Raw genomic sequence first — 25323 nt, forward strand, 5'->3', positions numbered from 1 at the left:
TGTGTCATCGGCTCGTCCGGCTCGGGCAAGACAAGGTTCTGGCTGACCCCGCAGCTCCTACAAGCCCATTCGTCCTATGTGGTGGTAGACCCGAAGGGCGGAACCCTCGACCAGTGCGGGCGGTTTCTGCAACGGGAGAAATACAGGGTGCGGGTGTTCAACAGTATCGACTTTTCAAAATCCATGCACTACAATCCGCTGGCCTATATCAAGACGGAAAGCGATGTTTTGAAATTCGTTACCGCCTTGATTGCCAACACCAAAGGCGACGGCAAGGAGGGCGACGAGTTCTGGACCAAAGCCGAAACCCTCTTGTACTGCGCCCTTGTGGCCTACATCGTCTTTGAGGGGCCGGAGGAAGAACGCAACATGAATACGCTGGTGGAAATGATAAACAGCATGGAAGTCCGGGAGGATGACGAAACCTTCAAAAACGCGGTGGACTATATGTTTGACGGGCTGGAACGCCGCAGCCCCCAGCACTTCGCCGTGAGGCAGTATAAGAAATACAAGCTCGCCAGCGGCAAGACAGCCAAAAGTATTTTGATTTCCTGCGGTGCAAGGCTGGCTCCTTTTGATATTCCCCAACTCCGGGAGATCATGTCCTATGACGAACTGGAGCTGGATAAGCTGGGGGACGAAAAATCGGCGCTGTTCTTCCTTATCAGCGACACGGACACTACCTACAACTTTTTGGTTGCCCTCGCTTTTTCGCAGATGTTCAACCTTCTGTGTGAACGGGCGGACAACACCTATGGCGGGCGTCTGCCCTACCATGTGCGGGTGCTGTGGGACGAGGCTGCCAACACCGGGCAGGTGCCGGGGCTGGAAAAGATTGTGGCCGTCATTCGCTCCCGGGAGATCAGCCTGACGCTCTTTTATCAGGCTATGAGCCAGTGCAAGGCATTGTACAAAGACCATTCCGAAACCATTATGGGAAACATGGACAGCATCGTGTTCCTCGGAGGCCGGGAGGCTTCCACCCTAAAGGATATTTCGGAAAACTGGCTGGGCAAGGCCACCATCTCCATGCAGACCGAGGGCCGAAGCCGTGGACAGTCTGAAAGTTACAGCCAGAATATGCAGCGGCTTGGCCGGGAGCTGATGACCACCAGCGAGATCACCACCATGCCCGGAGATAAATGTATCTTGCAGCTTCGGGGGCTCCCGCCTTTCCTGTCCCCGAAGTATGACTTGAAAAAGCACCCGAATTACAAGTACACAGCCGAATTTGATAAAAAGAAAAACGCCTTCCGCTTGGAAAGCCTGTTCCGCCACCGGCCATTGAGACTAAAGCCGGAGGACGAATACACGGTGTACGAAGTGGACGGCTCCGACACGGACGAAGAAGCTGACCTGTTGAATTTCGATGATCTGGACAGCGACGAGTTTGTGTAACTTCGGGCCATGATGACCCGAAGCGCTGCCGATGTGGGCGGCTTTTTTTGTACCCAAAACCATCAAACAAACAAAATGGAGGAACGTATATGGAATTTTTCAATCAGGCAATCGACATTCTCAAAATTCTGGTCATGGCTCTTGGCGCCGGTCTGGCGGTATGGGGCGTCATCAACCTTCTGGAAGGTTACGGGTCGGATAACCCTGCGGCAAAATCACAGGGCATTAAGCAGCTCATGGCTGGCGGCGGTGTCGTTCTGATCGGCCTTCAGCTTATCCCTCTGCTGTCCGGCCTGTTCAGCTAAGTGTCACCCGTTGTCCCTTTTCCAGAAAAGGAGCTGATGTATGGACTTTATCATCGACGCAATCGTTGAATGGCTGAAAGGTCTGCTCGTCGATGGTATCATGGGAAATCTGGACGGCCTTTTCGATAACGTCAATCAGAGCGTTGGCGAGATCGCCACACAGGTAGGCACGACCCCGGCGGACTGGAACGCCGGGGTCTTTTCCATGATACGACAGATCTCCGAAACTGCCATTCTGCCAATCGCCGGGGTCATCCTCACTTTTGTTATGACCTATGAACTGATACAGATGCTCATAGAACGCAACAACCTCCATGAAGTTGACACATGGATGTTTTTTAAGTGGGTGTTCAAAACCTTTGTGGCTGTGATGATCCTGACGAATACCTTCAATATCGTGCTGGCGGTCTTTGATGTGAGCCAGCATGTGATACAGCAGTCAGCGGGCATTATCCAGAACGGGACAGAGATCACGCCGGATGTGCTGGGCAGTCTGCGGACAGAGCTTGAAGCGATGGAGTTAGGCCCTCTGTTCGGACTCTGGCTCCAGTCCTTCCTGATCCAGCTTACCATGATTGCCTTAAACATCGTGATTTTCGTTATCGTATATGGCCGTATGATTGAAATTTATTTACTCACAAGTTTAGCGCCTATCCCGTTTGCCACCGTCCCCAACAGGGAAACCGGACACATGGGGCAGAACTATTTCCGCTCCCTCTTTGCGGTGGGCTTTCAAGGTCTGTTGATCTTGGTCTGTGTCGCCATCTATGCGGTGCTGATCCAGAGTATCGCCACCGACGGCGACCCCATCGGGGCGATCTGGGGCTGTGTGGGATATACGGTGCTGCTGTGTTTTACCTTATTCAAAACAGGCAGTCTTGCAAAATCCATCTTCGGCTGCCATTAAGAGACTTCGGGCCATGATGACCCGAAGCGGAAAGGAGAAATCCATGCAGGAAAAAACTGCGGGCGGAACACCAGCCGCCCCTATAAAGCTGGATGTAAGCGTGCGGGTCATCGAACCTGTGAAAAACCTCATGGGCTTTGCCAGCGTGAAATTCAATGACTGCTTTGTGGTGGAAAATCTGAAAATCGTCCAGGGCAGCAAGGGCCTTTTCGTGGGGATGCCCAGCCAGCCGGACGGCAAAGGCGGCTACCGGGATATGGCCTACCCTGTCACAAAGGAGTTCCGGGAACAGCTCAATACCGCTGTTCTGCAAGCCTATGAGGCAAAGCTGGAACAGATGGCGGAGCGCGGCTCTGTGGGGCGTGCGTCCATCAGCGACCAGCTCAAAGCCGGGAAAGCGGCTGCCGAGCAGGCAAAGGCAGAACGGCCCCCGAAGGAAAAGCCCAGCCGTGGGGCGGAGCGTTGACCTCGGGCCATAATGGCCCGAAGCAGAAAGGAGGCGGGAACCATGCCACGCAAACGGACGGGCTATGACGCGGCCTGCTATTACGACGGAAAACTGCTGGGCCGCTGTACCAAAGCGGACAGCGATGCCTATACCCTGTTGATGAACGCCTGCGGCGGGGACGCCGCCTGTGTCCTGCGGGAATACGCCTATTTTTCCCCGGAACTGAAAGCCATCTTGGAAAAGGCAGCGCTCATGCAGGCGGATCGGAGCCGGACGGGCGGAATGTTCCATGCGCCGAAAAGCTCCCCGTGGGGCGAGGTGCAGAATTGTGAAACCCTCTGTCCGGGGGTGTTTCTGGTATCTACCGCCAGCCACGGCGGAACGATGGTGGCAAATGAGGTAGCCGCCGTCCTCTCCCCAGCAGCGAAAAAGTGCGGCTTCAAGGACAAGGGCTATATCTGCTATGAGGAGGACGCACAGGAAAGTGTGGTGCTCCGGGAGCTGCTGGACAAAAAGCTCTGGAAGATTCCCGACCGTATCAAGGACAAAGGGCGGTTTGAAGAAAACCTCAATCAGTCCATCCGGCAATACAATCCCGAATACTGGCGGGCAAGGCAGAGCGGACGCAAAGCCGCCGAAGCCGCCCGCAGTACAGCCCCGGCCAAAGAGGCCGCAAGATAACCTCGGGCCATGCTGGCCCGAAGCAATAAAGGAGGTGTACCAAAATGGCCTATGTGCCAGTACCAAAAGACCTTTCCAAAATCAAGACAAAGCTGGCCTTCAACCTAACGAAGCGCCAGCTTGTTTGTTTTTCCAGCGCGGCGGCGGTGGGCCTCCCGGCTTACCTGTTTTCCCGTGGCAGTATCGGGAACAGTGCCGCCATGTTCCTGATGATCGGCCTCATGCTCCCGTTCTTCTTTCTGGCTATGTATGAACGAGACGGTCTGCCGCTGGAAAAAGTGCTGAAAAACATCATCCGCACCCGGTTCCTCTATCCCCGTGTGCGGCCTTACAAAACCGAAAACTTCTATGCGCTGCTTAGCGCCAGAAAGGAGGCGCAGCCGATTGCGAAACAGCAGAAGGGCCGGAAAGCCCGCAGGCAGAAATCCTGAAAAGCAGGGCCTTACCGGCCTGTTCACGAAAGGAAAGAACATTCCCACCACCGCCCAGCAGACCCTCCCTTACCGGGAAATGTACCGGGACGGGGTGTGCCGGGTAGCGGACCGCTATTACACCAAAACCATTGAATACGAGGACATCAACTACCAGCTCGCACAGTCCGAAGATCAGGCAGCCATCTTTGATGGGTGGAGCGCCTGCCTCAACTACTTTGACAGCAGCCTTCCGTTCCAGCTTTCCTTCCTCAACCACCGAAGCCGCCCGGGCAGCCGGTACAGCGTGAACATCCCCATGCAGGATGACGATTACAATAGCGTCCGGTGCGAGTATGTGGAAATGCTGGAAAACCAGATCGCCAAAAGCAACAACGGCATTGTTCGCACAAAGCTCCTGACCTTCGGCGTGAACGTGGACGACCTTTCCACCGCCAGGGCAAGGCTGGAACGTGTAGAGGCGGACATTTGCGGGAACTTCAAAAAGCTGGGCGTCAAGTGCCGCTCCCTTTCGGGGCTGGAACGGCTGGAGCTTCTTCACGGGCAGCTTCACCCCGGCAGCGGCTCCCCCTTCCGGTTTTCATGGGATATGATCCCCAAAACCGGGCTTTCCACCAAAGACTTTATCGCCCCGGACAGTTTCGATTTTCGTTTCAGCCGTCTGTTCCGGGTGGGGACGACTTGGGGCGCTGCCTCCTACTTGCAGATTTTGGCCTCGGAGCTCTCGGACAAGCTGCTGGCGGAGCTTTTGGAAATGGACGCGGAAATGACCATCACTCTCCATATCCAAACCGTCGATCAGGCCGCCGCCGTAAAATCTATCAAGGCCAAAGTCTCCGACATTGACAAGATGAAGGTGGAGGAACAAAAGAAGGCAGCTCGGTCAGGGTACGACATGGACATACTTCCGCCCGACCTTGTAACGTACAGCAACGACGCAAAGACCCTTCTGGAAGATTTACAGAGCCGGAATGAAAGAATGTTCCTGCTGACCTTCCTTGTGGTAAACATGGCCCCGACCCGCCGGGAGCTGGACAATGACCTGTTCACGGTGTCGGGTATCGTCCAGAAATACAACTGCACCTTGAAGCGGCTGGACTTCCAGCAGGAGGACGGTTTTCTTTCCAGCCTTCCGCTGGGTCATAACGGCATTGAGATCAAGCGTGGCATGACGACCAGCTCCACGGCCATTTTCGTTCCCTTTATGACGCAGGAGCTCCGCATGGATGGCGAAGCCGTCTATTACGGGCTCAACGCACTTTCCCATAACGTCATCATGGCAAACCGGAAAAAGCTCAAAAACCCCAACGGCCTGTTCCTCGGCGTGCCGGGCTCCGGCAAATCCTTTGCCGCAAAGCGAGAGCTTGTGAACGTGTTCCTTGCCACCCGTGACCGGATCATTGTGGTGGACCCGATGGGCGAATACTCGCCCCTTATCAAGCGGCTGGGCGGACAGGTCATCGAGATTGCCCCGGACAGCCCCCACCACATCAACCCGATGGACATTGACCTGAGCTTTGACGAGGAAAACCCGATGGCGCTGAAAGCCGACTTTATCCTGTCGCTGATGGAGCTGATCGTTGGCGGCAAGGACGGCTTGCAGCCGGTGGAGCGGACCGTCATTGACCGCTGTGTGCGCCAGATGTACCGGGAACATTTGCAGGACCCGGAAACAAGCAAAATGCCGACCCTTCAAACCCTGTATGACCTGCTCTGTTGCCAGCCGGAGGGCGAGGCGGTACGGCTGGCAACTGCCCTTGAAATCTATGTGTCGGGTTCCCTTAACGTGTTCAACCATGAAACCAATGTGGACCTGAACCGCCGTCTGGTATGCCTTGACTTAAAAAAGCTGGGTGCCGGGCTTCGGACGATTGCCATGCTCATTATGCAGGATTTGGTAAACTCGCAGGTGTCCATGAATTTCCTCCGCGGTATCGCTACATGGTGCTACTTCGACGAATTTCATGTGCTGCTCCGTGACCGCCTGACGGCAAGCTATTGTGTGGCGATCTGGAAAATGCTGCGAAAAAAGGGGTGCGTTCCCAGTGCTTTAACGCAGAACGTGAAGGATTTTCTGGCAAGCCCGGAGATCGAGAACATCTTTGAAAACTCGGACTTCCTTGTGCTGCTCTCGCAGGCGCAGGGGGACCGCCAGATTTTAGCCAAACAGCTTGGGATCAGCCCCCACCAGCTTTCCTATGTGACCCATACCAATTCCGGCGAAGGGCTGCTGTTCTTCGGGAACACCACCATCCCGTTTGTTGACCGCTTCCCGCAGAACACAGAGCTGTACGCCATTATGACCACCCGCCCGGAGGACAAAAAACAGGAAATGAACCGGGCATAACACACTTCGGGCCATGCTGGCCCGAGGTTTGAAAAGGAGGGATACATCATCGGAAAGAAACCGGACAAACGGAATTTTCAAAGGCCGGGGCCGACGGAGGATACCGGGGGCAATCGCCCCGGACCGGCTGAACGGGAAGGACCTTCCCCCGCACCATCCCGGCGTCTGCGGTTTGAGGACGAGGATACCGGACAGGACAGCCCTTCGGGCCATGATGGCCCGAAGTCCAAAAGCGGTAAGTTTCAAGAGGACAGCCGGAAAAGCCGTCCCTCTGACCGCATGAGGCAGGAAGATGAAGCGGGCGGGCCGCAGGATACCGGCAAGGCACAGGAGCCGGAGGGCTCCGCCGAGAAGGCCGGGAGCAAAAAGGACAAGTACCAGAAAGCACAGGCAAAAGCGGAACACGCCGGGGAAAAGCTGGGAAAGGCCCGGGAGAAACTGGACAAGACCGAGGCAAAACGGGCAGCGAAGAAGCCGCCGGGGCTTGCAAAAAAGGCAGTCCGGGGAGCCCGTACAGAAGCGTGGTTCTATGTCCACAACAAGATACACGAGGTTGAGCATGAAAATGTGGGTGTGGAAGGAGCCCATAAATCCGAGCTGGCCGCAGAGGCCGGAGCCCGGAAACTGACCCGCTATGCCAAACGCCGCTGGCGGGAACACCCAGCCCGGAAGGTGGCAAAGTGGGAACGGAAGGACATAAAAGCCCGGGCCAATGTGGATTTTCAAAAGATGGCCTCCGAGCACCCGGAACTTGCCAGCAATCCGCTTTCCCGTGTGCAGCAGAAATGGAAACTGAAACGCCGGTATTCCAAAGAAGCAAAGGCGGCTGCAAAACAGGGCGCAAAGGCCGCAAAGAAAACCGCTGCCGCTTCGGGAACTGCGACCCGTCGGGCGGCGCAGTTTGTGACCCGTCATCCCGTGGCGGTGCTGGTCCTGCTCCTGCTGTTGCTGCTCTGTTTTCTTGTGTCGGCGGTAAGCTCTATCTTTCCCACGCTTGGCAGCGGCCTTGCCAATGCGTTATCCGGCACCTCCTACGCCTCGGAGGATACGGACCTGCTGGGCGTGGACGAGGACTACACGGCACTGGAAAATGAGCTGGCGCAGACGGTAGCGAACATCGAAAGCACCCATCCCGGCTATGACGAGTACCGCTATTCCGTGGACGAGATCGGCCATAACCCCTATGAGCTGGCGTCCTATCTCTCGGCAAAGTACCATGTGTATTTCCGGGAACAGGTGCAGGACGAACTGCGGGAAATCTTCGAGGCACAGTATGAGCTGACCTTGACGGAGGAAGTCGAGATACGCTACCGCACCGAAACCAGCACCGACCCGGAGACCGGGGAAACCACCACCGAGGAAGTCCCCTATGAGTATTACATTCTCAATGTGACCCTCACAAACAAGACGCTGCCCGCCGTGATCCTGCCGAGGCTTAACGAACAGCAGCGGGAAATCTACACCGTTATGCAGCAGCTCAAAGGCAACAAACCCTATCTGTGGGAAGGGATTTACAACGGCGGCGAAGATACCGGCCCCAGCTATGAGATACCCGGCGAGGCGCTGGATGACCCGACTTTTGCGGCGCTCATGGAAGAAGCCACAAAGTACATCGGCTGGCCCTATGTGTGGGGCGGCTCCAGCCCGTCCACCTCCTTTGACTGTTCGGGCTTTGTCTGCTGGGTGTACACGGCCAGCGGCGTCCACAACCTGCCCCGTACCACGGCGCAGGGCATTTATAACCAGTGCGCTATCATTTCCCCCTCCGAGGCAAAGCCCGGCGACATTATCTTTTTCACGGGAACCTATGACAGCCCCGGCCCTGTGTCCCATGTGGGGATTTATGTAGGCGACGGGATGATGCTCCATTGTGGTTCGCCCATCCAATACGCAAACATCAATTCAAGCTACTGGCAGACACATTTCTATGCCTTCGGGCGTTTGTGAGCCAGAGGAAAGGAGTTCTTGCATGAACAAGATCGACAAGCTCGATAAGGAACTGGAAAAAGCCCGGGAGAAGGCAGCCGAGTGGCAGGCCAAAATCCGGGAGCTGGAAAAGCAGAAACAGGAGGAAGAAAACAGCCAGATCGTGCAGGCGGTGCGCTCCCTCAAACTGACCCCCGCCGAGCTGATGGCTTTTCTGAACGACCCCAAAAACAGCCTTACTGCTTCGGGCCATACTGACCCGAAGCCGGAGGCACCCGGAAAGGAGGACACAGCCCATGAAGAAAACTAAATACCGCAGGCTGGCGGCGATGGCTGCCAGCCTTTTGTGTTGTCTGATCTTTACGGTCCCGGCCTATGCACAGAGCAGCGAGCCGCAGCCGGAGACAACTCCCGCCCCGGCGGAAACCGAAGCGGAGCCGGAAACCCAGAACCCCTTTACCCCAGACGGGACGGGAACCGTGGTGGACAACGCCACCGACGAGGATGGAAAGGAGTTCTACACCATCACCACAGCAGACGAGAGCGTGTTTTATCTGGTGATCGACAAACAGAAAACCAGCGAGAACGTCTATTTCCTCAATACCGTTACCACAGACGACCTTCTGCCTCTTGCCGAACAGGGTAAGGAACCGCCCAAAGAAATGACCCCTGAGCCAGAGCCAAAGCCCACCGAACCGGTGGAGGAAGTACCGGAACCCGAGCCGGAGAAAAAGGACAGCCCCCTTCTCTCTCTGCTCCTGATCGGTGCGGTGGTGCTGGCCGGCGGTGGGATTGGTTACTATTTCAAGATTTACAAGCCGAAGCATGAGGCCCCGGATTTGGAAGATGATTACTGCGAATATGAGGACGGGGAGCTGGAGGAGATCGCAGAGGAACCCGAGGACGAAGATACCCCGCCGTGGGAGGAAGATACGGAGGAATGAGAATGAATTTTACAAGCAGCCCTTTTGAACGAATGATGAAGGAAGTACCGCACCCCGGCTGGGACAATGACAACCCTTGTAAGGGATGCCGTTACTACAAGGAGTGCAAAGGAAAGAAAAAACAGTGCCGGAAGAAGTTCCGGGCGCTGATCGTGGAGCCCCGCCCTTCGGGCCATCGTGGCCCGAAGTCTTAAATGGACGCCCGGGAGCTGACCCGTGACGAGAAGAAGAAAATCCGTTCTCTGGTCACGGGGATGTGTGCCAACTATGACAGGGAAAGCGGCCTGTGCCTTCCTCTGGACTGTGCCTGTTATATGCTGCACAAGTGCTGGACAGGGGCGTACTGCCGTTACTTCCGTGAGGCTGTCCTGCCCCTTGACCCGGAGCTTCAAGCGGCGCTGACAACGGAAGGCATCTCCCCGGAACTGCGGGCCTGTGCGGTCTGCGGAAAGGCGTTTTTGCCCGAGGGGCGTCAAGCCTACTGTTCCGACGTCTGCAAGGCCGAAGGAAACCGTCGGAAAAGCCGGGAACGCATGAGGAAAATGCGGGAGAAAAGGCCGGGCGGCTGTTACGATTTGCCGCCTCCAAAGGCTTGACATTCCGGGCTTTTTTGGGGGTGTTTCCGGGGTGGGAATATCTTATTACATTTCTCCCCGGTCTGCCCTCTTATTTCGTAACATCCAGCACTTCGGGTCATGTTGACCCGAGGCACAGAAAGGAGGGATCTCTTGGAGACAGTACAAGGATATGTGATTTTGAAAGCTGCCACCTTTGAAACCGGACACGGCTTTGCGCTGGGGCATAATCCGGGAGCGCCGAGTCCCTTTGTGACCTGGCAGTTTACCGAGGGGGAAAACGGCCATCGGGATTACTACTGGGGCCGCTATGGAACCAGTCAGGCGTGGGCGCAGCGGGACTTTGACCGCCGGGTGGACGACTATCAGCAGTTTTACCATGCGGCGGTCAAGCATACCGAGCTGGGACCGGAGGGCGTTTACCGCTATTATTCCACCCAGCGGCCCGTGGACATAGGAACTTACCCGAAGCCGCCGGATAACCAGCCTCTTTCCATCGTCAACTACGATGACGACAGGCGGCGTCCTGTGGCAGACGGCAGGCTGATGGCATGGGGCGAACTGACCTATGCAAAACCGCTGACCGAAAAGCAGATGGAGGATTATGAACTGAAACCAGCACCGGGCAATCCTGACCGGGTGCGCCCATCCATTACCGCTCGGCTTAAAGAAGGAACCAGAGGGCAGAAACCCCCGAAGGAGCCCGGCCAGAAGCGGAGCCATAAAAACCATGAGGAACGATAAAGGAGGAACGCCATGCACGAAAAAGACAACTATCTGAAAACCGCCGAGCTCTCCACGGAGCAGAACTGCAACATGATCGACGGCGTACCCAACAACACGCCCATCCCACCCACGCCCCCGGAGCTGGACGCAAAACCGCTTGATAAGGTAAAGGAACCCAAAGAGCGCCGGAAAGGCCGGGAGCTGGAACGCTGATGGAGAACCGCAAGCGGAATGTCCATCTGCACGTCATGGTAACGCCGGACGAGCTGGCAGCCATCCATGAACGGATGGCTGAGGTGGGCATTTCTAACGCCGGGGCTTATGTACGGAAAATGGCTCTGAATGGGTATATCCTGCACATCGACCTTGCGCCCGTAAAAGAGCTGATCTCTCTGCAACGGCGCTGTTCTAACAATCTCAATCAGGTTGCCATACACGCACATACCTATGGCGTGTACCCGGAGGAAATCGACGGATTGAAGCGGGACTATGAAAAGCTGTGGGGCGAGGTGTCAAAGGTGTTGCGGGAGCTCTCCGAGCTGGTGGCAAAGTAAGACGAGGGCGGCAGGCTTCCGTTGCGGGGCTTGCCGCCCTGCTCTTTTTTTACCACTTCGGGCCAGTATGACCCGAAGGTTTGGGACAGGATTTACCAATCTTTCGCAACATTTATGTCCCCGGGCAGGCATGATAAAATAGAGGTAGGAAGGATAGATAAAGGAGGTTTTGAAGATGAAGATACTGCTGAAAATATTGGTTGCTCCCTTTGCTTTAGCGTTGTCCCTTCTGGCGGCTCTGCTGGTGTTCCTGTTTGATATTTGTGCCGTCCTGCTGACGATTGCCTCTGTGATCCTGGCGGTGCTGGGTGTCGCTCTCTTTTTCACGCCGACGCCCATAGGCGGGATTGTATTTCTGTTTCTTGCCTTCCTTCTTTCGCCGTATGGACTGCAAGCGGCGGCGGGCTCCCTTCTTTGGGTGCTGGACGGAGGCAAATCCGCTCTGTACCGGTTTCTGGCAAGTTAAGCAGCCTCGGGCCATACTGGCCCGAAGTCGGGGCGGTCGGAATGGGCCGCCCCTTTCTCATGGAAAGGAGGAATGATTTTTGGCTACCACAACTTTGTTACAGCGCCATGCGGGCGAAGGCGAAACGATTGCCGAGGCTATCCGGGATTGTCTGGACTATGGCAAGGACCCGGAGAAAACAGAAAGCGGAAAGTATATCTCCGCTTATGAATGTGATCCGGCCACCGTGGCGGACGAGTTCCTTTTGGCAAAGGCCAGCTATGCCGCTATGACGGGCCGGGAACAGAAGAAAGAAAATAATGTGCTGTGCTATCAGATACGACAATCCTTCTATCCGGGCGAGATCACCCCGAAGGAGGCGAACCGTATCGGCTATGAGCTGGCTATGCGCTGGACAAAGGGGCGGCACGCTTTTATCGTTACCACGCACACCGATAAGCAGCACATCCATTGTCACATTTATTACAACTCCACCACCCTTGACTGCACTCGGAAATTCCGAAATTTTTGGGGCTCCAGCTTCGCCCTTCGGCGGCTCTCTGACAGGCTGTGCCTTGAAAACGGGCTGTCCATCGTGGAGAACCCGAAGCCCCGGAGCAAGAGCAAGTATCGGAACTATGGGGAGTGGCAGAAAGACCGGAAAGGGCCGCTTTCCTATCAGGACCGACTGCGCCTTGCCATTGATACTGCGCTGGCGGAACGCCCCGCTGATCTGGACGAATTTCTCAATTTGATGAAGCGGGCCGGGTATGAGGTCAAGACGGTTCGGGGCGGCGGTATCAGCTTCCGGCTGACCGGGCAGGGACAGGAACGCTTCACCCGTCTGCGTGCCTCCACGCTGGGGGACGGCTACGACTTGCAAGATGTTCTGTCCGCCATTGAGGGCAAAGAAAAACACCCCGGGCGCTCGGAGCGGAAAATCAGTCTGGCGGTGGATATTCAAGCAAAGCTGGCTGCCGGTAAGGGGCCGGGATATGAACGCTGGGCGAAGGTATTTAACATTAAGCAGATGGCCGCCGCTCTTGCCTATATACAGGACAATAACCTGACCGATTATGAGCAGTTGGCGAAGAAAGCCACCGAGGCGGCAGACCGTTTCCATGTTATTTCCGAACAGGTCAAGCAGACGGAACAGGCCATGAAAACCAATGCTGGGCTAAAGGCCGCAACGGTTCAGTATGCCAAAACCCGCCCAGTCTTTGAGCAGTATAAGGCGACGAAGTACAGCCGGAAATTCCTTGCGGAGCATGAGGCCGACCTTGAACTGTACCGGGCTGCACAAGCGGAAATGCGCTCTCTGCTGGGCGGGGCGAAGCTCCCTAAAATGGATGTGCTGAAGGAGGAAGGCCGCAAGCTCACAGCAAAGAAAAAACAGCTCTATGGAGAATACCAGAAGGCACGACGGGATATGCAGGAGATCGTCACGATCAAGGCGAACATTGACACTCTGATGGGCTACACCGAGCCGGGAAGAAAGCAGGAAAAGGAGCGTTAAGGTTATGAAAATAAGGAGCAAAGCGACGCTGACACTTCGGGCCATGTTGGCCCGAAGATACGGGTTTGGGGCGAGCCCCAACAAGCCGCCTTTGTGCCACTTGTGGCCACAGAGGCATTGCTTGCCACTTAGCGACAGCCCCTAAAATGGCGCAAAAAAACAGAGGCCCTTATTCTGGAACCTCCGTTTCTCTGGCTTTCTTAATGCCCTCGGCTGTGGCTTCTATTACAACAAGCTCTTTTTCATTCATAGAATTTAGGAGCACATCAATGTGCTTTCTGCAAGAACTTGACCTTGCCCCTCCGTCCGCATGAATAAACTGGTCAACTGAAACGTCAAACATGGTAATGAGTTTAACAAAAAGGTCGAAGCTGGGATACTGACCTTTGTTCTCAATATTCATAATGGTACGGGAGTCACGGTCTACTAATTCCGCAACGTAGGCTTGTGTCCAGCCCTTTTCTTCTCTGGCTCTTTTGAGAGCTGCCCCGAGGCCGTGAAAGTCAAACCTTCTTTCATCTTGGTTCATTCTCATATCACCCTATATCATTGTACATTTCGGGCTGGATTATGAGAATGTAATGAAACTTTATGTAAGGTAGTATTTCATTTCACTATTCACTTGTAAAATCTTGATGTAAAAGCCAACAGGCTATATAATTTATGAAGAAATAATTTTTTGAAAAATCCGTCCGCTGTAACATTTCGCGGACATTTGCCTGTTATACTATCTGCAAAAAGCAAAGGAAGTGAGGATATGAAGCAGATTTTAATTGTCGAGGACGACAGTTTTTTGAATAAGATGGTGGCCTATAACCTGACCGCAGACGGCTATGGCGTGACTTCTGCCCTAAATGCCAGAACCGCAGCCGACGCCATCCGCCAGCGGGAATTTAATTTAGTGCTGCTGGACATCAACCTGCCGGACGGGAACGGTTTTGAACTGTGCAAGCTGATAAAGCCCCAGCACCCGGATACCATCGTGATTTTCCTGACCGCCAACGATCAGGAGAGCGACCAGATACGGGGTTATGAGGTGGGCGCGGTGGACTACATCACAAAGCCCTTTGTGATTGGGGCCTTGCAGCGGAAAATCAAAGCCATGTTCGCCATGCTGGAACACCACAAACCGGCCAAGGACATTTACGACGACGGGCGGTTGTTTCTGGACTTCTCGGAGCAGACGGCTTCCTTAAACGGCAAGCCCCTGACTCTATCCCCGATGGAGTACAAAATGCTGAACCTGTTTCGTAAAAATCCCCGGCAAGTGCTGACCCGTGGGCAGCTTTTGGAAAAGCTGTGGGATATAGACGAGCGGTTTGTGGACGAACACACCCTGACAACCTCCATCAGCCGTATTCGCAGCAAGATTGAAGCCGACGGCGGCGCACCCTACATCAAGACCGTTTACGGCATGGGGTATCAATGGACGGGAGGCGAGGTAAAATGAAGTTTCAAAACCTCTCGGTAAAGCGGCTGTTTGGCCGGGTGGCAATGGAGCTTGTCCTCTCCATGTCCGGGATCACCATAGCTCTTTTTCTTGTGACAAAACAGATTGCGGTGCTGCTGACAGGCGGGGCGCTGCTGCTGTGCGCCATTGTAGGGATTTTTGTACTGACGCAGGCGTTTGGAAAGCGACTGTCGCAGTTTACCACTGACCTGTGCCAGACCTTAGACCACATGATCGCCGGAAATGAAGCGCCCCAGCGGCCAGAGGACAGCGAAACCCAGCTTGCCAGAATCGGACACCGGCTGGCAAGGCTTTACCAGATCATGCAGGAGAACCGCCGCCGGGTGGACGAGGAACGGCAGGAGTTACAGACCCTTGTATCGGATATTTCCCATCAGGTGAAAACGCCGGTAAGCAATCTGAAAATGGCGACGGACACCCTGCTGGAAAAGCCTATGGCCGAGGCAGAGCGCACCGACTTTATCCGGGGAATCCGCAGCCAGACGGATAAGCTGGACTTTCTCTTTCAGGCCCTTGTGAAAACCTCCCGTCTGGAAACAGGCGTGATCCAGTTGGACAAGAAACCGGGCCGCCTCTTTGATACCGTGGCACAGGCCATGAGTGGGATCGTGTATGCAGCGGAGAAAAAGGAAATCGCCGTGTCCGTGGACTGCCCGGAGGATTTGACCGTTTCCCATGACAGCAAGTGGACATCGGAAGCCCTCTTTAACCTGCTGGACAATGCGGTGAAGTACACCCCGGCAGGCGGGAAAATCGCTGTGTCTGTGGTGCTGTGGGAAATGTATGTGGAAATCAAAGTGACCGACACTGGCAAGGGCATTTCCGAAAGCAATCAGGCCGCTATCTTCCAGCGCTTCTATCGTGAGGAAGAAGTACACGAACAGCAGGGTGTGGGCATTGGCCTGTATCTGGCCCGCGAGATCGTAACGCGGCAGGGCGGCTATATCAAAGTGGTTTCGGAGCCGGGCAAGGGTTCGGAATTTTCCATTATGCTTCCCTTGCGTTGAGAGAAACTTTCTGCTTCGGGTCAAGTTGGCCCGAGGTGCAGAGATAAAATGAAATGTCCGAGCGTTGTAACATTTCACCTCAATTTTCAATGAATTTTTTTAGCCGCTGTAACATTTCGCGGACATTTGGGTTTTACAATACACTTATCAACAGGTAGGAAGCCTTGAAAGGAGTTTTGAATATGAGCGTTTTACAGACGATTGACCTGAAAAAGTATTACGGTACAGAACCGAACATTACCCGCGCCCTTGACGGCGTAAATTTCTCCGTGGAGGACGGCGAGTTTGTGGCTGTTGTGGGAACCTCTGGTAGCGGCAAGTCCACCCTGCTTCACATGATGGGCGGGCTGGACACTCCCACCAGCGGAACCGTGATCGTCCGGGGCGAAGAACTGGCAAAGAAGAACGATGAACAGCTTACCATCTTTCGCCGCCGCAACATCGGCTTTATCTTCCAGAACTATAACCTTGTTCCTATTCTGAATGTGTATGAGAACATCGTCCTGCCGGTGGAGCTGGACGGGGACACGGTGGATCAGAAGTTTTTGGACGAGATCATTCACCTGCTGGGGCTGGAAGATAAACTGAAAAATATGCCGAATAATCTTTCCGGCGGACAGCAGCAGCGTGTGGCGATTGCACGCGCCCTGATTACCAAACCGGCTATCGTGCTGGCCGACGAGCCGACCGGTAACCTTGACAGCAAGACCAGCGCCGAGGTGCTGGGGCTTATCAAGCGCACCAGTGCGGAGTTCCGGCAAACCGTTGTGATGATTACCCACAACAACGATATTGCCCGTCTTGCAGATCGGATTGTCCGCATTGAGGACGGCAAAATTGTGGAATAAGTAGGGGGTGGCAGACTATGACATGGCCTTTTGAAAATGATACCAGTAACATTGAAAAGAAACTGGCAAAGCGCAGTTTGCACCATGAACGGCAGCGTAATTTATTTGCAATCATTGCTCTGGCGCTAACTGCATTTATGATAACTGCGACATTCAGTATTGGCTTTAGTTACTTTGAAACCTACCAAATGCAACAAATCCGCTTAATGGGAACTACCGCAGATGCCGGAATCACAAATGTAACGGAAGAACAGTTGGTTGAGATTTCAAAATCAAGTCTTGTACTTGACGTAGGCATACAGCAGCGTTTAGGCAGTGTTGATACAGAACAACTGAGAAACGCAAGATTAGGTGTAGTATGGATAAATGATACAGAGTGGGAACACCACCGTCTTCCTACTATATCAGGTGTTGTAGGAAATTATCCGTTAAGTAAAAGCGAAATCATGTTGCCTACATGGGTGCTTGAACAGATGGGTATTTCTGATCCACAAATAGGGATGGAAATTGTGTTGTCATACCAAATTGGCGATAGCTATGATTATGTCACGGACACCTTTTTGCTGTCGGGCTACTATACGGACTACATTCCAATGCGCACAAATAATCGTGGTTATGTTTATGTTTCATCCGCTTTTAAGGATAGCTTAAATGTATCACTGGATAATAGTGTTACGGCAATGATCCGTTTTCAAGGCAATGATAATGCTGACAAAAACTGTGAAAGATTGCGGCGTGAGATTGACTTTACAGAAGGGCAAACATTTGAAATTGTACCATTAGAACAGGCAAATGGTGGAACTATTATTTTAGCTGTAATAATTTTAGCAGTTTTTATATCCTTTAGCGGCTATCTGCTGATTTATAATATTCTTTATGTCTCTGTCGTAAAAGATGTGCAATTCTATGGCCGTCTTAAAACGATTGGAACGACCCAAAGGCAGATAAAGAGAATTATCTATAAGCAGGCAATCAGAATCTCTTGTATTGGTATTCCGATTGGTCTGTTACTTGGTGCGGTTGTTTCCTTTGGCATTGTTCCTTACTTCCTGAATATGATGTATTCAACAAATTCTGATGTGGGAACAAAAGTATCTTTTTCGCCGTTTATTTTCATAGGAGCGGCCATATTTACGTTCATTACCGTTATGATTGCAAGCATGAAGCCCGCCAAAATTGCCGGAAGTGTTTCACCAATAGCAGCACTCCAATATACAGCAGCCAGCACAAAGAGCAGCGCCAGAAATTGTAGCAAAATGAAGTTGTCCAGAATGGCATGGAACAATGTCTTTCGTAATGCTAAGAGTACAACCCTTGTTTTTGCATCGCTTTTTTTCGGCCTTTCCTTGTTCCTTGTCGTCACAGGGCTATTACATGGTTTAAGCCCGGAGAATTATGTGAGCCAATGGGGAGTAAGCGATTTTGCACTCACATATAGTATCCACGAAAGAGAAGATTTAATTTCCAGCGAAATGGTTTCAGAGATTGGTCAGCTTGACGGCATTGAGAATTTGAGGTTGACCTATGCACCTTATCCTCAAGTAGCAGCAGATGTTGTATATGACGATGCTGTATTTCACGAGTTTCTTGCGTCATTAGACGGAGTAAACGGCATTGATTTTTCTGATCCGGCAAAATTAGAAAATTATCAGCAAAACTTTTTTAGCGGGGTTTTTGGAATTGACAGTGCATATTTGGAAGAAATCAATAAAACCTTAAACTTGCCTATTGACACGGCTGCCTTTGAACAAGGAAAGGTTGTGCTGCTGTCCAAAACAGTAGAAGGCCTTATTCAGCCAGGGCAGGAAATAACAATCCAGACGCAGAACGGACAGCATTCCTTTATTGTAGCGAACGGTTATTTGAATGAAGGGTTTCGAGCAGGAGGAGGCAATGAGAGAGGGACGGCTCCTGATTTGTATATTAGTCAAACAGCTTTGAAAGAACTCTTTCCGCAATATAGAGTGTTCCGCGTGGCCTTTGATACGGATGGTCAACATGACGAAAGTATACTGCAAGAATTAAAGCAAATCACCGCATCACAAGCTAACATTGATATTATATCCCGATATGAACGGCGAGAAGAAATGCAGGAATATCTCATTACAGCAAAGGTTTTAGGAACAGGGTTGTCCGTGATCCTGCTGCTTGTTGGTGTCATGAACTTTGTCAATACAATGGTTGTCAATGTAAATACTCGGCGCTATGAATTAGCTGTTCTTGAAAGCATTGGAATGACAAAGCGACAAATCAAACGAATGCTATTTATGGAAGGTTTCTATTATTGGGGTGTTTCCCTTTCCCTTGCAGTCACCATTGGAACAGCAATCTTCATCTTGCTATATATGATTTTTAGTAAAGTGGCCTATTATGCTGTTTTCTCCTATCCATTTATCCCACTGGTGCTGGTGTCTGGACTGGTGTTGCTAATCTGCCTTATTGTGCCTATATGGGTCTACAAAACTGACGTTAACCTTCCAGTTGTGGAGCGATTGCGGTTGACAGAGTGAGTTTAATCAAATAGCAAAACATCCTTAGATCAATCATATCGAAGCGGAGCAGATTTTAGCTGCTCCGCTTCTTTAGTATTTTTCAAAAAATTCTTTTGAAATGTCCGAGCTTTGTAACAATTCAGCCTGTTTTTCTGTCGAAATCAAAGACGCCTCGGACATTTGTGTAACATTTGTAGTTTATGCTTGTGGTAAATCAATTAAGAAACATCTGCCCCCACAGCGGGGAAAAGAAAAAAACCGCTGACGGGCAGAGGATTTCGTGTGCTTTCCTATATCACTGACGATACGGCGGTTTTGAGAAATCAGAGCCGCCGTTTCTTTTCGCCCCCCCTAAACCAACGACGACCTAACACCGTGTAAATCCACGGCGGCATATAGGAGGATTGCCGCCGTGTCTATCTTTGCCTTTTTTCACAGTGCCCATGACCTACATCAGTTAAAAAAAGCATAGCCCCGCCTCCGGGTTATTCCGGCTATGTATGCGAAATTTGTTGGAACCTTAACTATTATGTCATTTCATGCGTCCGTGTGGCTTCATGCCGCCCGGGCGCTTTTGCGTTCTTATGGGGCGGCTTCGGGTCATGTTGGCCCGAAGCCATTCCCCGGTGCCGCTCCCCGCCGCCTTCGTTTCGGTCACTCGTCAACCAACAACCGAAACGGAGGTCAATATGGCTATTATCAATTTGCGGGACTATTACCCGTTCTATACATCGGATTGCTTCATGGAAGTATCGGAAGAAGTTGCAGAAATGTTCAAAGAGTTTGATCGTAAAGAGGCTGCCTACCGGCTGCGTACATACCGCCACAAAGCCTACTATTCCCTTGATCGGGATGACGGGCTGGAGCATGAAGCTGTCTTTGTTGCCTTATCTCCCCATGAACTGTATGAGCGGAAAGTGACCATGCAGGAGCTTCACGCAGCGATTTCCAGTCTGCCGGACAAACAGGCAAAACGGATTTATGCTCATTTCATTCTCGGCATGACCAAACAGGACATTGCCCGGGCAGAGGGCGTCCATGAAAAAGTGGTTCGTGTCGCAATCGAGCGAGGTCTGCGGCGCTTAGAAAAAATTTTGAAAAATTCTTTGTAAGGCGTACCGATTTAGGCCGGAAAATGAAATGGCTTATGAGAGGCAAAACACTTCGGGTCACAATGGCTCGAGGTTCAGACAAGCCTCATGCAGATTGAAAATCGAATAAAAAGACACCCGGATACGAAGGGGAACGCGCTGTGTGACAGACCCGCCATGACCTCGGATTTCAGAGAATACAGTCTTTGTAAAACTGAGCGAGCGAACAGGTCCATGCCATAGGTGGGGCAAGGCTGGCTCCACCGGAACAGGCGCAGAACCCGGATACTTGCGTTTAGTCACAGTCCGAGCGTTGAAGCGGCCTTGCAAGCCGTGAGCCGTCGCAGGCAATGAGAACGCCTTGCCATCAGAATGGGGAGAGTTGAAATACTATGGGGCATGAAGCCTATGTCCGTCCGGTGTGTCTGAAATGAAGTGAAAACCTATGGGGAGCCCCCGGCAATGCTGTCTGATGATAGGCCAACCGATCCGGCGTGGCTCCCCATCTTTTCAAAAAAGGAGCACTTTATGGGAAATGCGTTTGGAATGATCCCTGGCTTGGAAACGGACGAATGGAGCAATGACGCCTGCCGCGGTTATGTCATTATGGCAATGGAGGACTGCGGATTTTCAAAGAAGGATATACGGCGTGTTGTGGGGCAGCTTTATGAAGTATTTGACCTCAACAGCGTGGAGGACGCCAAAGAAAAGTACCATTCCAGTCCTTACTGAGCTCGGGCCATATCGACCCGAAGTGGAGAAAGCTCAAAGGGCGGCACCTGCTGGGTGTCGCCTTTTGACATTTCCCCACAGGACAAGCGGGAAAGGCAGGCATATACACGCACTTTCGCAAAGGAGGTTTTCAATGACGCAAGCTGTCACTTATGAACGAGAAACAAAGTCTGTCGCATTTCAAGGGAAGATCATTGTGCTGGAAAGCCTCACGCCGGTACTTCCCCCGAAGGAGAAAGCACAGCGCAAAAAAGAAATTGAGCGTTGTCTTTATGAGGTGTTCAGAAAATATGGGGACAGATTTCCCTAATCATTCGCAACATTGTTGTCCGGGGCTGCTGATGGTATAATATAGTTGTAAGGTTGGTAGCTCCATTCCAACAAGGAAAGGAGCCCAATATGGAATTTATCAGAGAAGATTGTATTTACGCAAGACAGTCAGTAGACCGCAAGGACAGTATCAGCATTGAAAGTCAGATCGACTTTTGCAAGTATGAATTGAAAGGTGGGAGCTGCCGGGTATTCAAGGACAAAGGCTATTCCGGTAAAAATACGGACAGGCCGGAGTTTCAAAAGCTGTTGGGCGAGATCCGCAAGGGAAAGGTCAGGCGGGTCATCGTGTATAAACTGGACCGTATAAGCCGCTCTATTCTGGACTTTGCAACGATGATGGAGCTGTTTCAAGAGTATGATGTGGAGTTTGTATCATCCACAGAAAAGTTTGATACTTCGACCCCGATGGGCCGGGCCATGCTGAATATCTGCATTGTATTCGCCCAGCTTGAACGTGAGACAATTCAGAAGCGTGTCACAGACGCCTACTATTCACGGTGCCTGAAAGGCTTTCACATGAGCGGACAGGCACCATACGGTTATCAGTTAGAGCCTACTGTGGTAGAGGGTATCCGCACAAAGAAAATGGTTGCCGACCCCGTAGCCGCCGACCATGTTCGGCTGATGTTTGAAATGTACGCTGAACCGGAAACCTCCTTCGGAGATATTACCCGATACTTCGAGGAACATGACATAAAAATTTATGGCAAATCCATGTTCCGTACATTTCTTTCCCAGCTTTTAAGAAACCCTGTTTACGCACAGGCCGATTTGGAGCTGTACGAATTTTTCAAGAGTCAGGGTGCAGCGATTGTCAATGACGCTTCTGACTTTGCCGGAACAAACGGTTGCTATCTCTATCAGGGGCGGGATGTGAAGGAGGACAAGGACAGGTGCTTAAAAGACCAGATACTTGTTATCGCTCCCCATGAAGCACTCATTTCCTCTGACACATGGCTGAAATGCCGGAAAAAACTTATGGCAAATACCACCTTCCAGCAGGGACGGAAACCGAAGAACACTTGGCTGGCTGGAAAAATCAAATGCGGGCATTGTGGGTATGCTCTGAAAGCCACCCATGTACCAAACAGCACCGGATATTTCCGCTGTACCAAACGGACGGAAAACAAAGGCTGTCCGGGCTGTGGGAAAATCCGCAAAGAAGAATTTGAGCAATTCATTTTCTCGGCCATGCAGGAAAAGTTCAAAGACTTTCAGATACTCTACGGCAGGGAGGAAAAAGTCAATCCGAAACTGACAGCCTATCAAGTGGAGCTGGCACAAGTGGAGGCAGAAATTGAAAAGCTGCTGGATACGCTGACCGGAGCCAATGCGACCTTGCTTGCCTACGCTAACAAAAAAATTGAAGAACTGGACACCCGACGCCAGACCATTTCAAAGGCAATCGCTGAATTGAGCGTTGAAACCATATCTCCCCAACAGATAAAGAAGTTGTCCTATTATCTCGACAACTGGGACAGCATAGATTTTGACGACAAAAGAAAAGCCGCCGATGGTTTGATCTCTACGATCAAGGCCACCAGCGACCGTGTTCAGATAGAGTGGAAAATCTGACATTTCCGCTCTATCGCCCCTCATTTCTATTTTATCTTGTTTGTACCCCTTGTACACCGATGTTTTCATATCGTTTGCAGAAAATAATAGAAATAACGAATATAGATTTTAATAATCCAGCAGAAGTGCTTAGTGTTCGAATTGGATTGATAGCAATTCGAGTTCTTGAAGTAATGTAGAATTTTTAAGAATCTTTTGGAGAGGCAAAGATGAGATTCATAATATTAAAAATATTGGAATTGTTATAAAAGATAACGAATCACATGGTTAGTGTGGTTCGTTTTTTTGTCCATTAATCGTAAGTGCAAAATAATTCGACGGATTGTGTTGCCCCAAAAAATATCCCATAATAATCAATAGAGAATGCAAGCATTTTACTTCATCTTTTCTTGCTAGAAATGATAGATGCGAGCATTTTACTCTATTAAAGTTATGGAGGTGTGCTCATGAGAAGCAAAAGAATACCTGCCGAAGAACAATACCGTCTCATCATGGAATGCCGTCAAAGTGGATTGACAGATCATCAATGGTGTGTGGAACATGATATCAAGCCAGGAACTTTTTACAACTGGGTAAAAAGACTGCGTCAGAAAGGTTGTGTGGATTTGCCGGCGTCAACTGGACGCACCTATCGCGCACCAGAAGGCCAGGAAGTTGTCAGAGTGGAGTTTCATGATACTGACCCGATTCCTTATGAACAGCCATTAAATGTAATTCCGGCAGCTACGGAAAGGAATAACTTTTCTGTAGCAGAGTCAATGAAGCTGTCTGTAGGCAGCTTTCATCTAACAATACCAAATGGAACAGATCCTCAGCTTCTGGCTCAAACGCTTCGAATTGTGAAGGAGCTGGAATGTTAGGGGATATCACAGCCGCCGATGAAATCTATATCGTAACAGGCAGAACGGATATGCGGAAATCCATTGACGGGCTGTGTGCTATTGTAGAGGATCAACTCCATATGGATCCAAGGCGAAGTGCCCTGTATCTTTTCTGTGGAAAACGTTGTGACAGGATCAAAGCTTTGCTCTGGGAATCTGACGGATTTGTGCTGCTGTATAAACGTATGGAAGTTCAGGGCAGGTTTCGCTGGCCCAGAAATCAGCTGGAAGTAAAACAATTGACCTGGCAGCAATTCGACTGGCTCATGTCCGGGCTTGAAATCGAACAACCCAAGGCATTCAAACCTACGGAATGATCGCGTAAACGGAGGGGCTTCTCACCCTGTATCATGTCTGAAATCCCTTGTAAATGCTGGGGTTTCTGCTTCTTTTTCATTGCTTTTTATGGTATAATAAGAGCAGTGAAAAAGGAGCAGAAAACATATGGCTGGCAATTCAAAAGATTCAAAAATCCTTGCGTACAAGGACATGATCAACCAACTGAATAAGACGATTTCCACACAGACAGAACTGATCCAGTCTTTACAAAAAACATTGGAAGCAGACCGGCTGGAAAAAGAAAACCTTCGTCAGCAGATTGAATATCTCACGAAGAAACTTTTTGGTACTTCCAGTGAAAAACGGAAAGATATCGCTGGCCAGTTGAATCTTTTTGATGAAGCCGGGCAGGAAGCAGATCCGACATGGGAACAGGAACTTCCTGATGACATCACTGTTCCGGAACATAAGAGAAAAGCAAGACGGACACATGCTGATCTCTTTAAAAATGTTCCTTCCTGCGACGAGATCATTTCTCTTCCGGAAGAGGAGCGAAACTGTCCAACCTGCGGAACGCAGATGGAATGTATTGGGAAAGAATTCGTCCGCCATGAATTTCGTTTTACCCCGGCCAAGGGAAAAGTAGTAAATATCTATCGTGAAACCTATAAATGCCCGGAGTGTGCCATATCAGAGGAACATCCGGATGATCAGACATTTGTCAAAGCCCCTGTTCAGGAAGCATTGATCCCGGAAAGTTATGCATCGGAATCCGTTGTCGGATGGGCAATGCACCAGAAGTACCAGAATGGTCTGCCGTTAAACAGGCAGGAAGAGGACTGGAAGCAACTGGGTGTCCCATTAAGCCGGGCTACGCTTGCTAACTGGATCATTTACTGTGCCGAGAATTATCTCCGTCATGTTTATGATTATTTTCACCGTCAGTTACGGATGCGTAAATATCTGATGGCAGATGAAACCCGGGTTCAGGTACTGAATGAGCCGGAGCGTAATCCTGAAACGGATTCCTGGATGTGGCTCTTCCGCAGTGGAGAAGATGGACTTCCGCCGATCCTGCTCTACCATTACACAGAGACAAGGGCAAAGTTCCATGCAGCATCTTTCCTACAGGGGTTCAGCGGATATCTGGAGACGGATGGATACCAGGGTTATAATAATCTGCCGGACATCAAACGCTGCTCTTGCTGGGCACATGTGAGACGTTACTTCACAGATGCCATACCGAAAGGGAAAGAGTATGATTACAGCCTTCCGGCAGTGCAGGGAGTACAGTTCTGTTCCAAGCTGTTTGATTGTGAGCGGTACTCAAAAGCAAAAAATCACACTGCGGAGCAGAGAAAACAATTTCGTCTTGAAAAGGAGAAGCCAATACTGGAGGCATTCTGGAATT

At 51.4% G+C, this 25323-nt stretch carries 28 protein-coding genes; 27 read left to right on the forward strand and 1 reads right to left on the reverse strand.

The window, feature by feature from the left end; translation table 11 throughout:
- The 17 genes from DXD92_RS03005 to DXD92_RS03090 all read left to right on the forward strand — a co-directional run.
- On the forward strand, positions 1–1398 hold a 1398-nt coding region (locus tag DXD92_RS03005; RefSeq protein WP_243104825.1), incomplete at its 5' end, for a VirD4-like conjugal transfer protein, CD1115 family.
- 89 nt (positions 1399–1487) lie between these two features.
- Positions 1488–1703, forward strand: coding sequence for a Maff2 family mobile element protein (locus DXD92_RS03010; protein ID WP_016306504.1), 216 nt, complete (start codon positions 1488–1490; stop codon positions 1701–1703).
- Between the two features lie 40 nt (positions 1704–1743).
- On the forward strand, positions 1744–2610 hold the full coding sequence (locus DXD92_RS03015) for a VirB6/TrbL-like conjugal transfer protein, CD1112 family (RefSeq protein WP_118596896.1): 867 nt from the start codon (positions 1744–1746) through the stop codon (positions 2608–2610).
- 13 nt (positions 2611–2623) lie between these two features.
- Entirely contained in the window at positions 2624–3076 is a 453-nt protein-coding gene (locus DXD92_RS03020) for a SpoVG family protein (RefSeq protein WP_118640022.1), read from the forward strand.
- Between the two features lie 9 nt (positions 3077–3085).
- On the forward strand, positions 3086–3739 hold the full coding sequence (locus DXD92_RS03025; RefSeq protein WP_118640023.1) for a DUF7007 domain-containing protein: 654 nt from the start codon (positions 3086–3088) through the stop codon (positions 3737–3739).
- A gap of 44 nt (positions 3740–3783) precedes the next feature.
- Complete coding sequence (locus DXD92_RS03030) at positions 3784–4170, forward strand: PrgI family protein (protein ID WP_118640024.1); 387 nt, start codon at positions 3784–3786, stop codon at positions 4168–4170.
- Complete coding sequence (locus DXD92_RS03035) at positions 4088–6517, forward strand: VirB4-like conjugal transfer ATPase, CD1110 family (protein WP_442859503.1); 2430 nt, start codon at positions 4088–4090, stop codon at positions 6515–6517. Before DXD92_RS03030 ends, DXD92_RS03035 begins: the two co-directional genes overlap by 83 nt.
- 279 nt (positions 6518–6796) lie before the next feature.
- A complete protein-coding gene (locus DXD92_RS03045) occupies positions 6797–8464 on the forward strand; it encodes a C40 family peptidase (RefSeq protein ID WP_118505419.1) in 1668 nt (555 codons plus the stop codon).
- 22 nt (positions 8465–8486) lie between these two features.
- Positions 8487–8753, forward strand: coding sequence for a DUF4315 family protein (locus DXD92_RS03050; RefSeq protein WP_118505421.1), 267 nt, complete (start codon positions 8487–8489; stop codon positions 8751–8753).
- Positions 8740–9387, forward strand: coding sequence for a DUF4366 domain-containing protein (locus DXD92_RS03055; protein ID WP_118505423.1), 648 nt, complete (start codon positions 8740–8742; stop codon positions 9385–9387). Before DXD92_RS03050 ends, DXD92_RS03055 begins: the two co-directional genes overlap by 14 nt.
- 2 nt (positions 9388–9389) lie before the next feature.
- Positions 9390–9581 (forward strand): hypothetical protein, encoded by a 192-nt coding sequence (locus DXD92_RS03060; protein WP_318272949.1) that lies wholly within the window; start codon positions 9390–9392, stop codon positions 9579–9581.
- Entirely contained in the window at positions 9582–9983 is a 402-nt protein-coding gene (locus DXD92_RS03065; protein ID WP_117440917.1) for a cysteine-rich VLP domain-containing protein, read from the forward strand. It begins immediately after the preceding gene.
- Between the two features lie 132 nt (positions 9984–10115).
- Entirely contained in the window at positions 10116–10706 is a 591-nt protein-coding gene (locus DXD92_RS03070) for a hypothetical protein (RefSeq protein ID WP_243104826.1), read from the forward strand.
- 12 nt (positions 10707–10718) lie between these two features.
- Positions 10719–10901, forward strand: a complete 183-nt coding sequence (locus DXD92_RS03075) for a DUF4316 domain-containing protein (RefSeq protein ID WP_003500078.1) — start codon at positions 10719–10721, stop codon at positions 10899–10901.
- On the forward strand, positions 10901–11242 hold the full coding sequence (locus tag DXD92_RS03080) for a plasmid mobilization protein (RefSeq protein ID WP_015564333.1): 342 nt from the start codon (positions 10901–10903) through the stop codon (positions 11240–11242). Before DXD92_RS03075 ends, DXD92_RS03080 begins: the two co-directional genes overlap by 1 nt.
- A gap of 175 nt (positions 11243–11417) precedes the next feature.
- On the forward strand, positions 11418–11708 hold the full coding sequence (locus DXD92_RS03085) for a CD1845 family protein (RefSeq protein ID WP_041253892.1): 291 nt from the start codon (positions 11418–11420) through the stop codon (positions 11706–11708).
- A gap of 79 nt (positions 11709–11787) precedes the next feature.
- Complete coding sequence (locus DXD92_RS03090) at positions 11788–13203, forward strand: relaxase/mobilization nuclease domain-containing protein (RefSeq protein ID WP_055194526.1); 1416 nt, start codon at positions 11788–11790, stop codon at positions 13201–13203.
- A 169-nt stretch (positions 13204–13372) separates the two neighbouring features.
- Here DXD92_RS03090 and DXD92_RS03095 read toward each other — a convergent pair whose 3' ends face one another.
- On the reverse strand, positions 13373–13732 hold the full coding sequence (locus DXD92_RS03095; protein ID WP_036626676.1) for a helix-turn-helix transcriptional regulator: 360 nt from the start codon (positions 13730–13732) through the stop codon (positions 13373–13375).
- A gap of 228 nt (positions 13733–13960) precedes the next feature.
- Between DXD92_RS03095 and DXD92_RS03100 the strand changes: the two genes are divergently transcribed.
- From DXD92_RS03100 to tnpC, 10 genes are all read left to right on the forward strand, one after another.
- A complete protein-coding gene (locus DXD92_RS03100; protein ID WP_055194522.1) occupies positions 13961–14653 on the forward strand; it encodes a response regulator transcription factor in 693 nt (230 codons plus the stop codon).
- Entirely contained in the window at positions 14650–15681 is a 1032-nt protein-coding gene (locus DXD92_RS03105; RefSeq protein ID WP_064786964.1) for a sensor histidine kinase, read from the forward strand. Before DXD92_RS03100 ends, DXD92_RS03105 begins: the two co-directional genes overlap by 4 nt.
- A gap of 182 nt (positions 15682–15863) precedes the next feature.
- Positions 15864–16529 (forward strand): ABC transporter ATP-binding protein, encoded by a 666-nt coding sequence (locus tag DXD92_RS03110; protein WP_117471870.1) that lies wholly within the window; start codon positions 15864–15866, stop codon positions 16527–16529.
- 17 nt (positions 16530–16546) lie between these two features.
- On the forward strand, positions 16547–19039 hold the full coding sequence (locus DXD92_RS03115; RefSeq protein ID WP_118640026.1) for an ABC transporter permease: 2493 nt from the start codon (positions 16547–16549) through the stop codon (positions 19037–19039).
- A 671-nt stretch (positions 19040–19710) separates the two neighbouring features.
- Positions 19711–20133 carry an RNA polymerase sigma factor gene (locus tag DXD92_RS03120; protein ID WP_004064265.1) on the forward strand — a complete coding sequence of 141 codons (423 nt, stop codon included), beginning with the start codon at positions 19711–19713 and terminating at the stop codon, positions 20131–20133.
- Between the two features lie 441 nt (positions 20134–20574).
- Positions 20575–20844, forward strand: coding sequence for a hypothetical protein (locus DXD92_RS03125; protein WP_004064267.1), 270 nt, complete (start codon positions 20575–20577; stop codon positions 20842–20844).
- 399 nt (positions 20845–21243) lie between these two features.
- The gene (locus tag DXD92_RS03130; RefSeq protein ID WP_118285570.1) at positions 21244–22752 is read left to right on the forward strand and encodes a recombinase family protein; all 1509 of its coding nucleotides are present in this window, start codon (positions 21244–21246) and stop codon (positions 22750–22752) included.
- A gap of 446 nt (positions 22753–23198) precedes the next feature.
- Entirely contained in the window at positions 23199–23612 is a 414-nt protein-coding gene (gene tnpA, locus DXD92_RS03135) for an IS66 family insertion sequence element accessory protein TnpA (RefSeq protein WP_055228349.1), read from the forward strand.
- A complete protein-coding gene (gene tnpB, locus DXD92_RS03140; RefSeq protein WP_009246070.1) occupies positions 23606–23950 on the forward strand; it encodes an IS66 family insertion sequence element accessory protein TnpB in 345 nt (114 codons plus the stop codon). Before tnpA ends, tnpB begins: the two co-directional genes overlap by 7 nt.
- Before the next feature lie 127 nt (positions 23951–24077).
- Positions 24078–25323: IS66 family transposase (gene tnpC / locus DXD92_RS03145; protein ID WP_243104827.1), on the forward strand; the 1246-nt coding region annotated here is incomplete at its 3' end.

Source organism: Blautia sp. TM10-2, from assembly GCF_003480845.1.
Lineage (GTDB): Bacteria > Bacillota > Clostridia > Lachnospirales > Lachnospiraceae > Fusicatenibacter > Fusicatenibacter saccharivorans.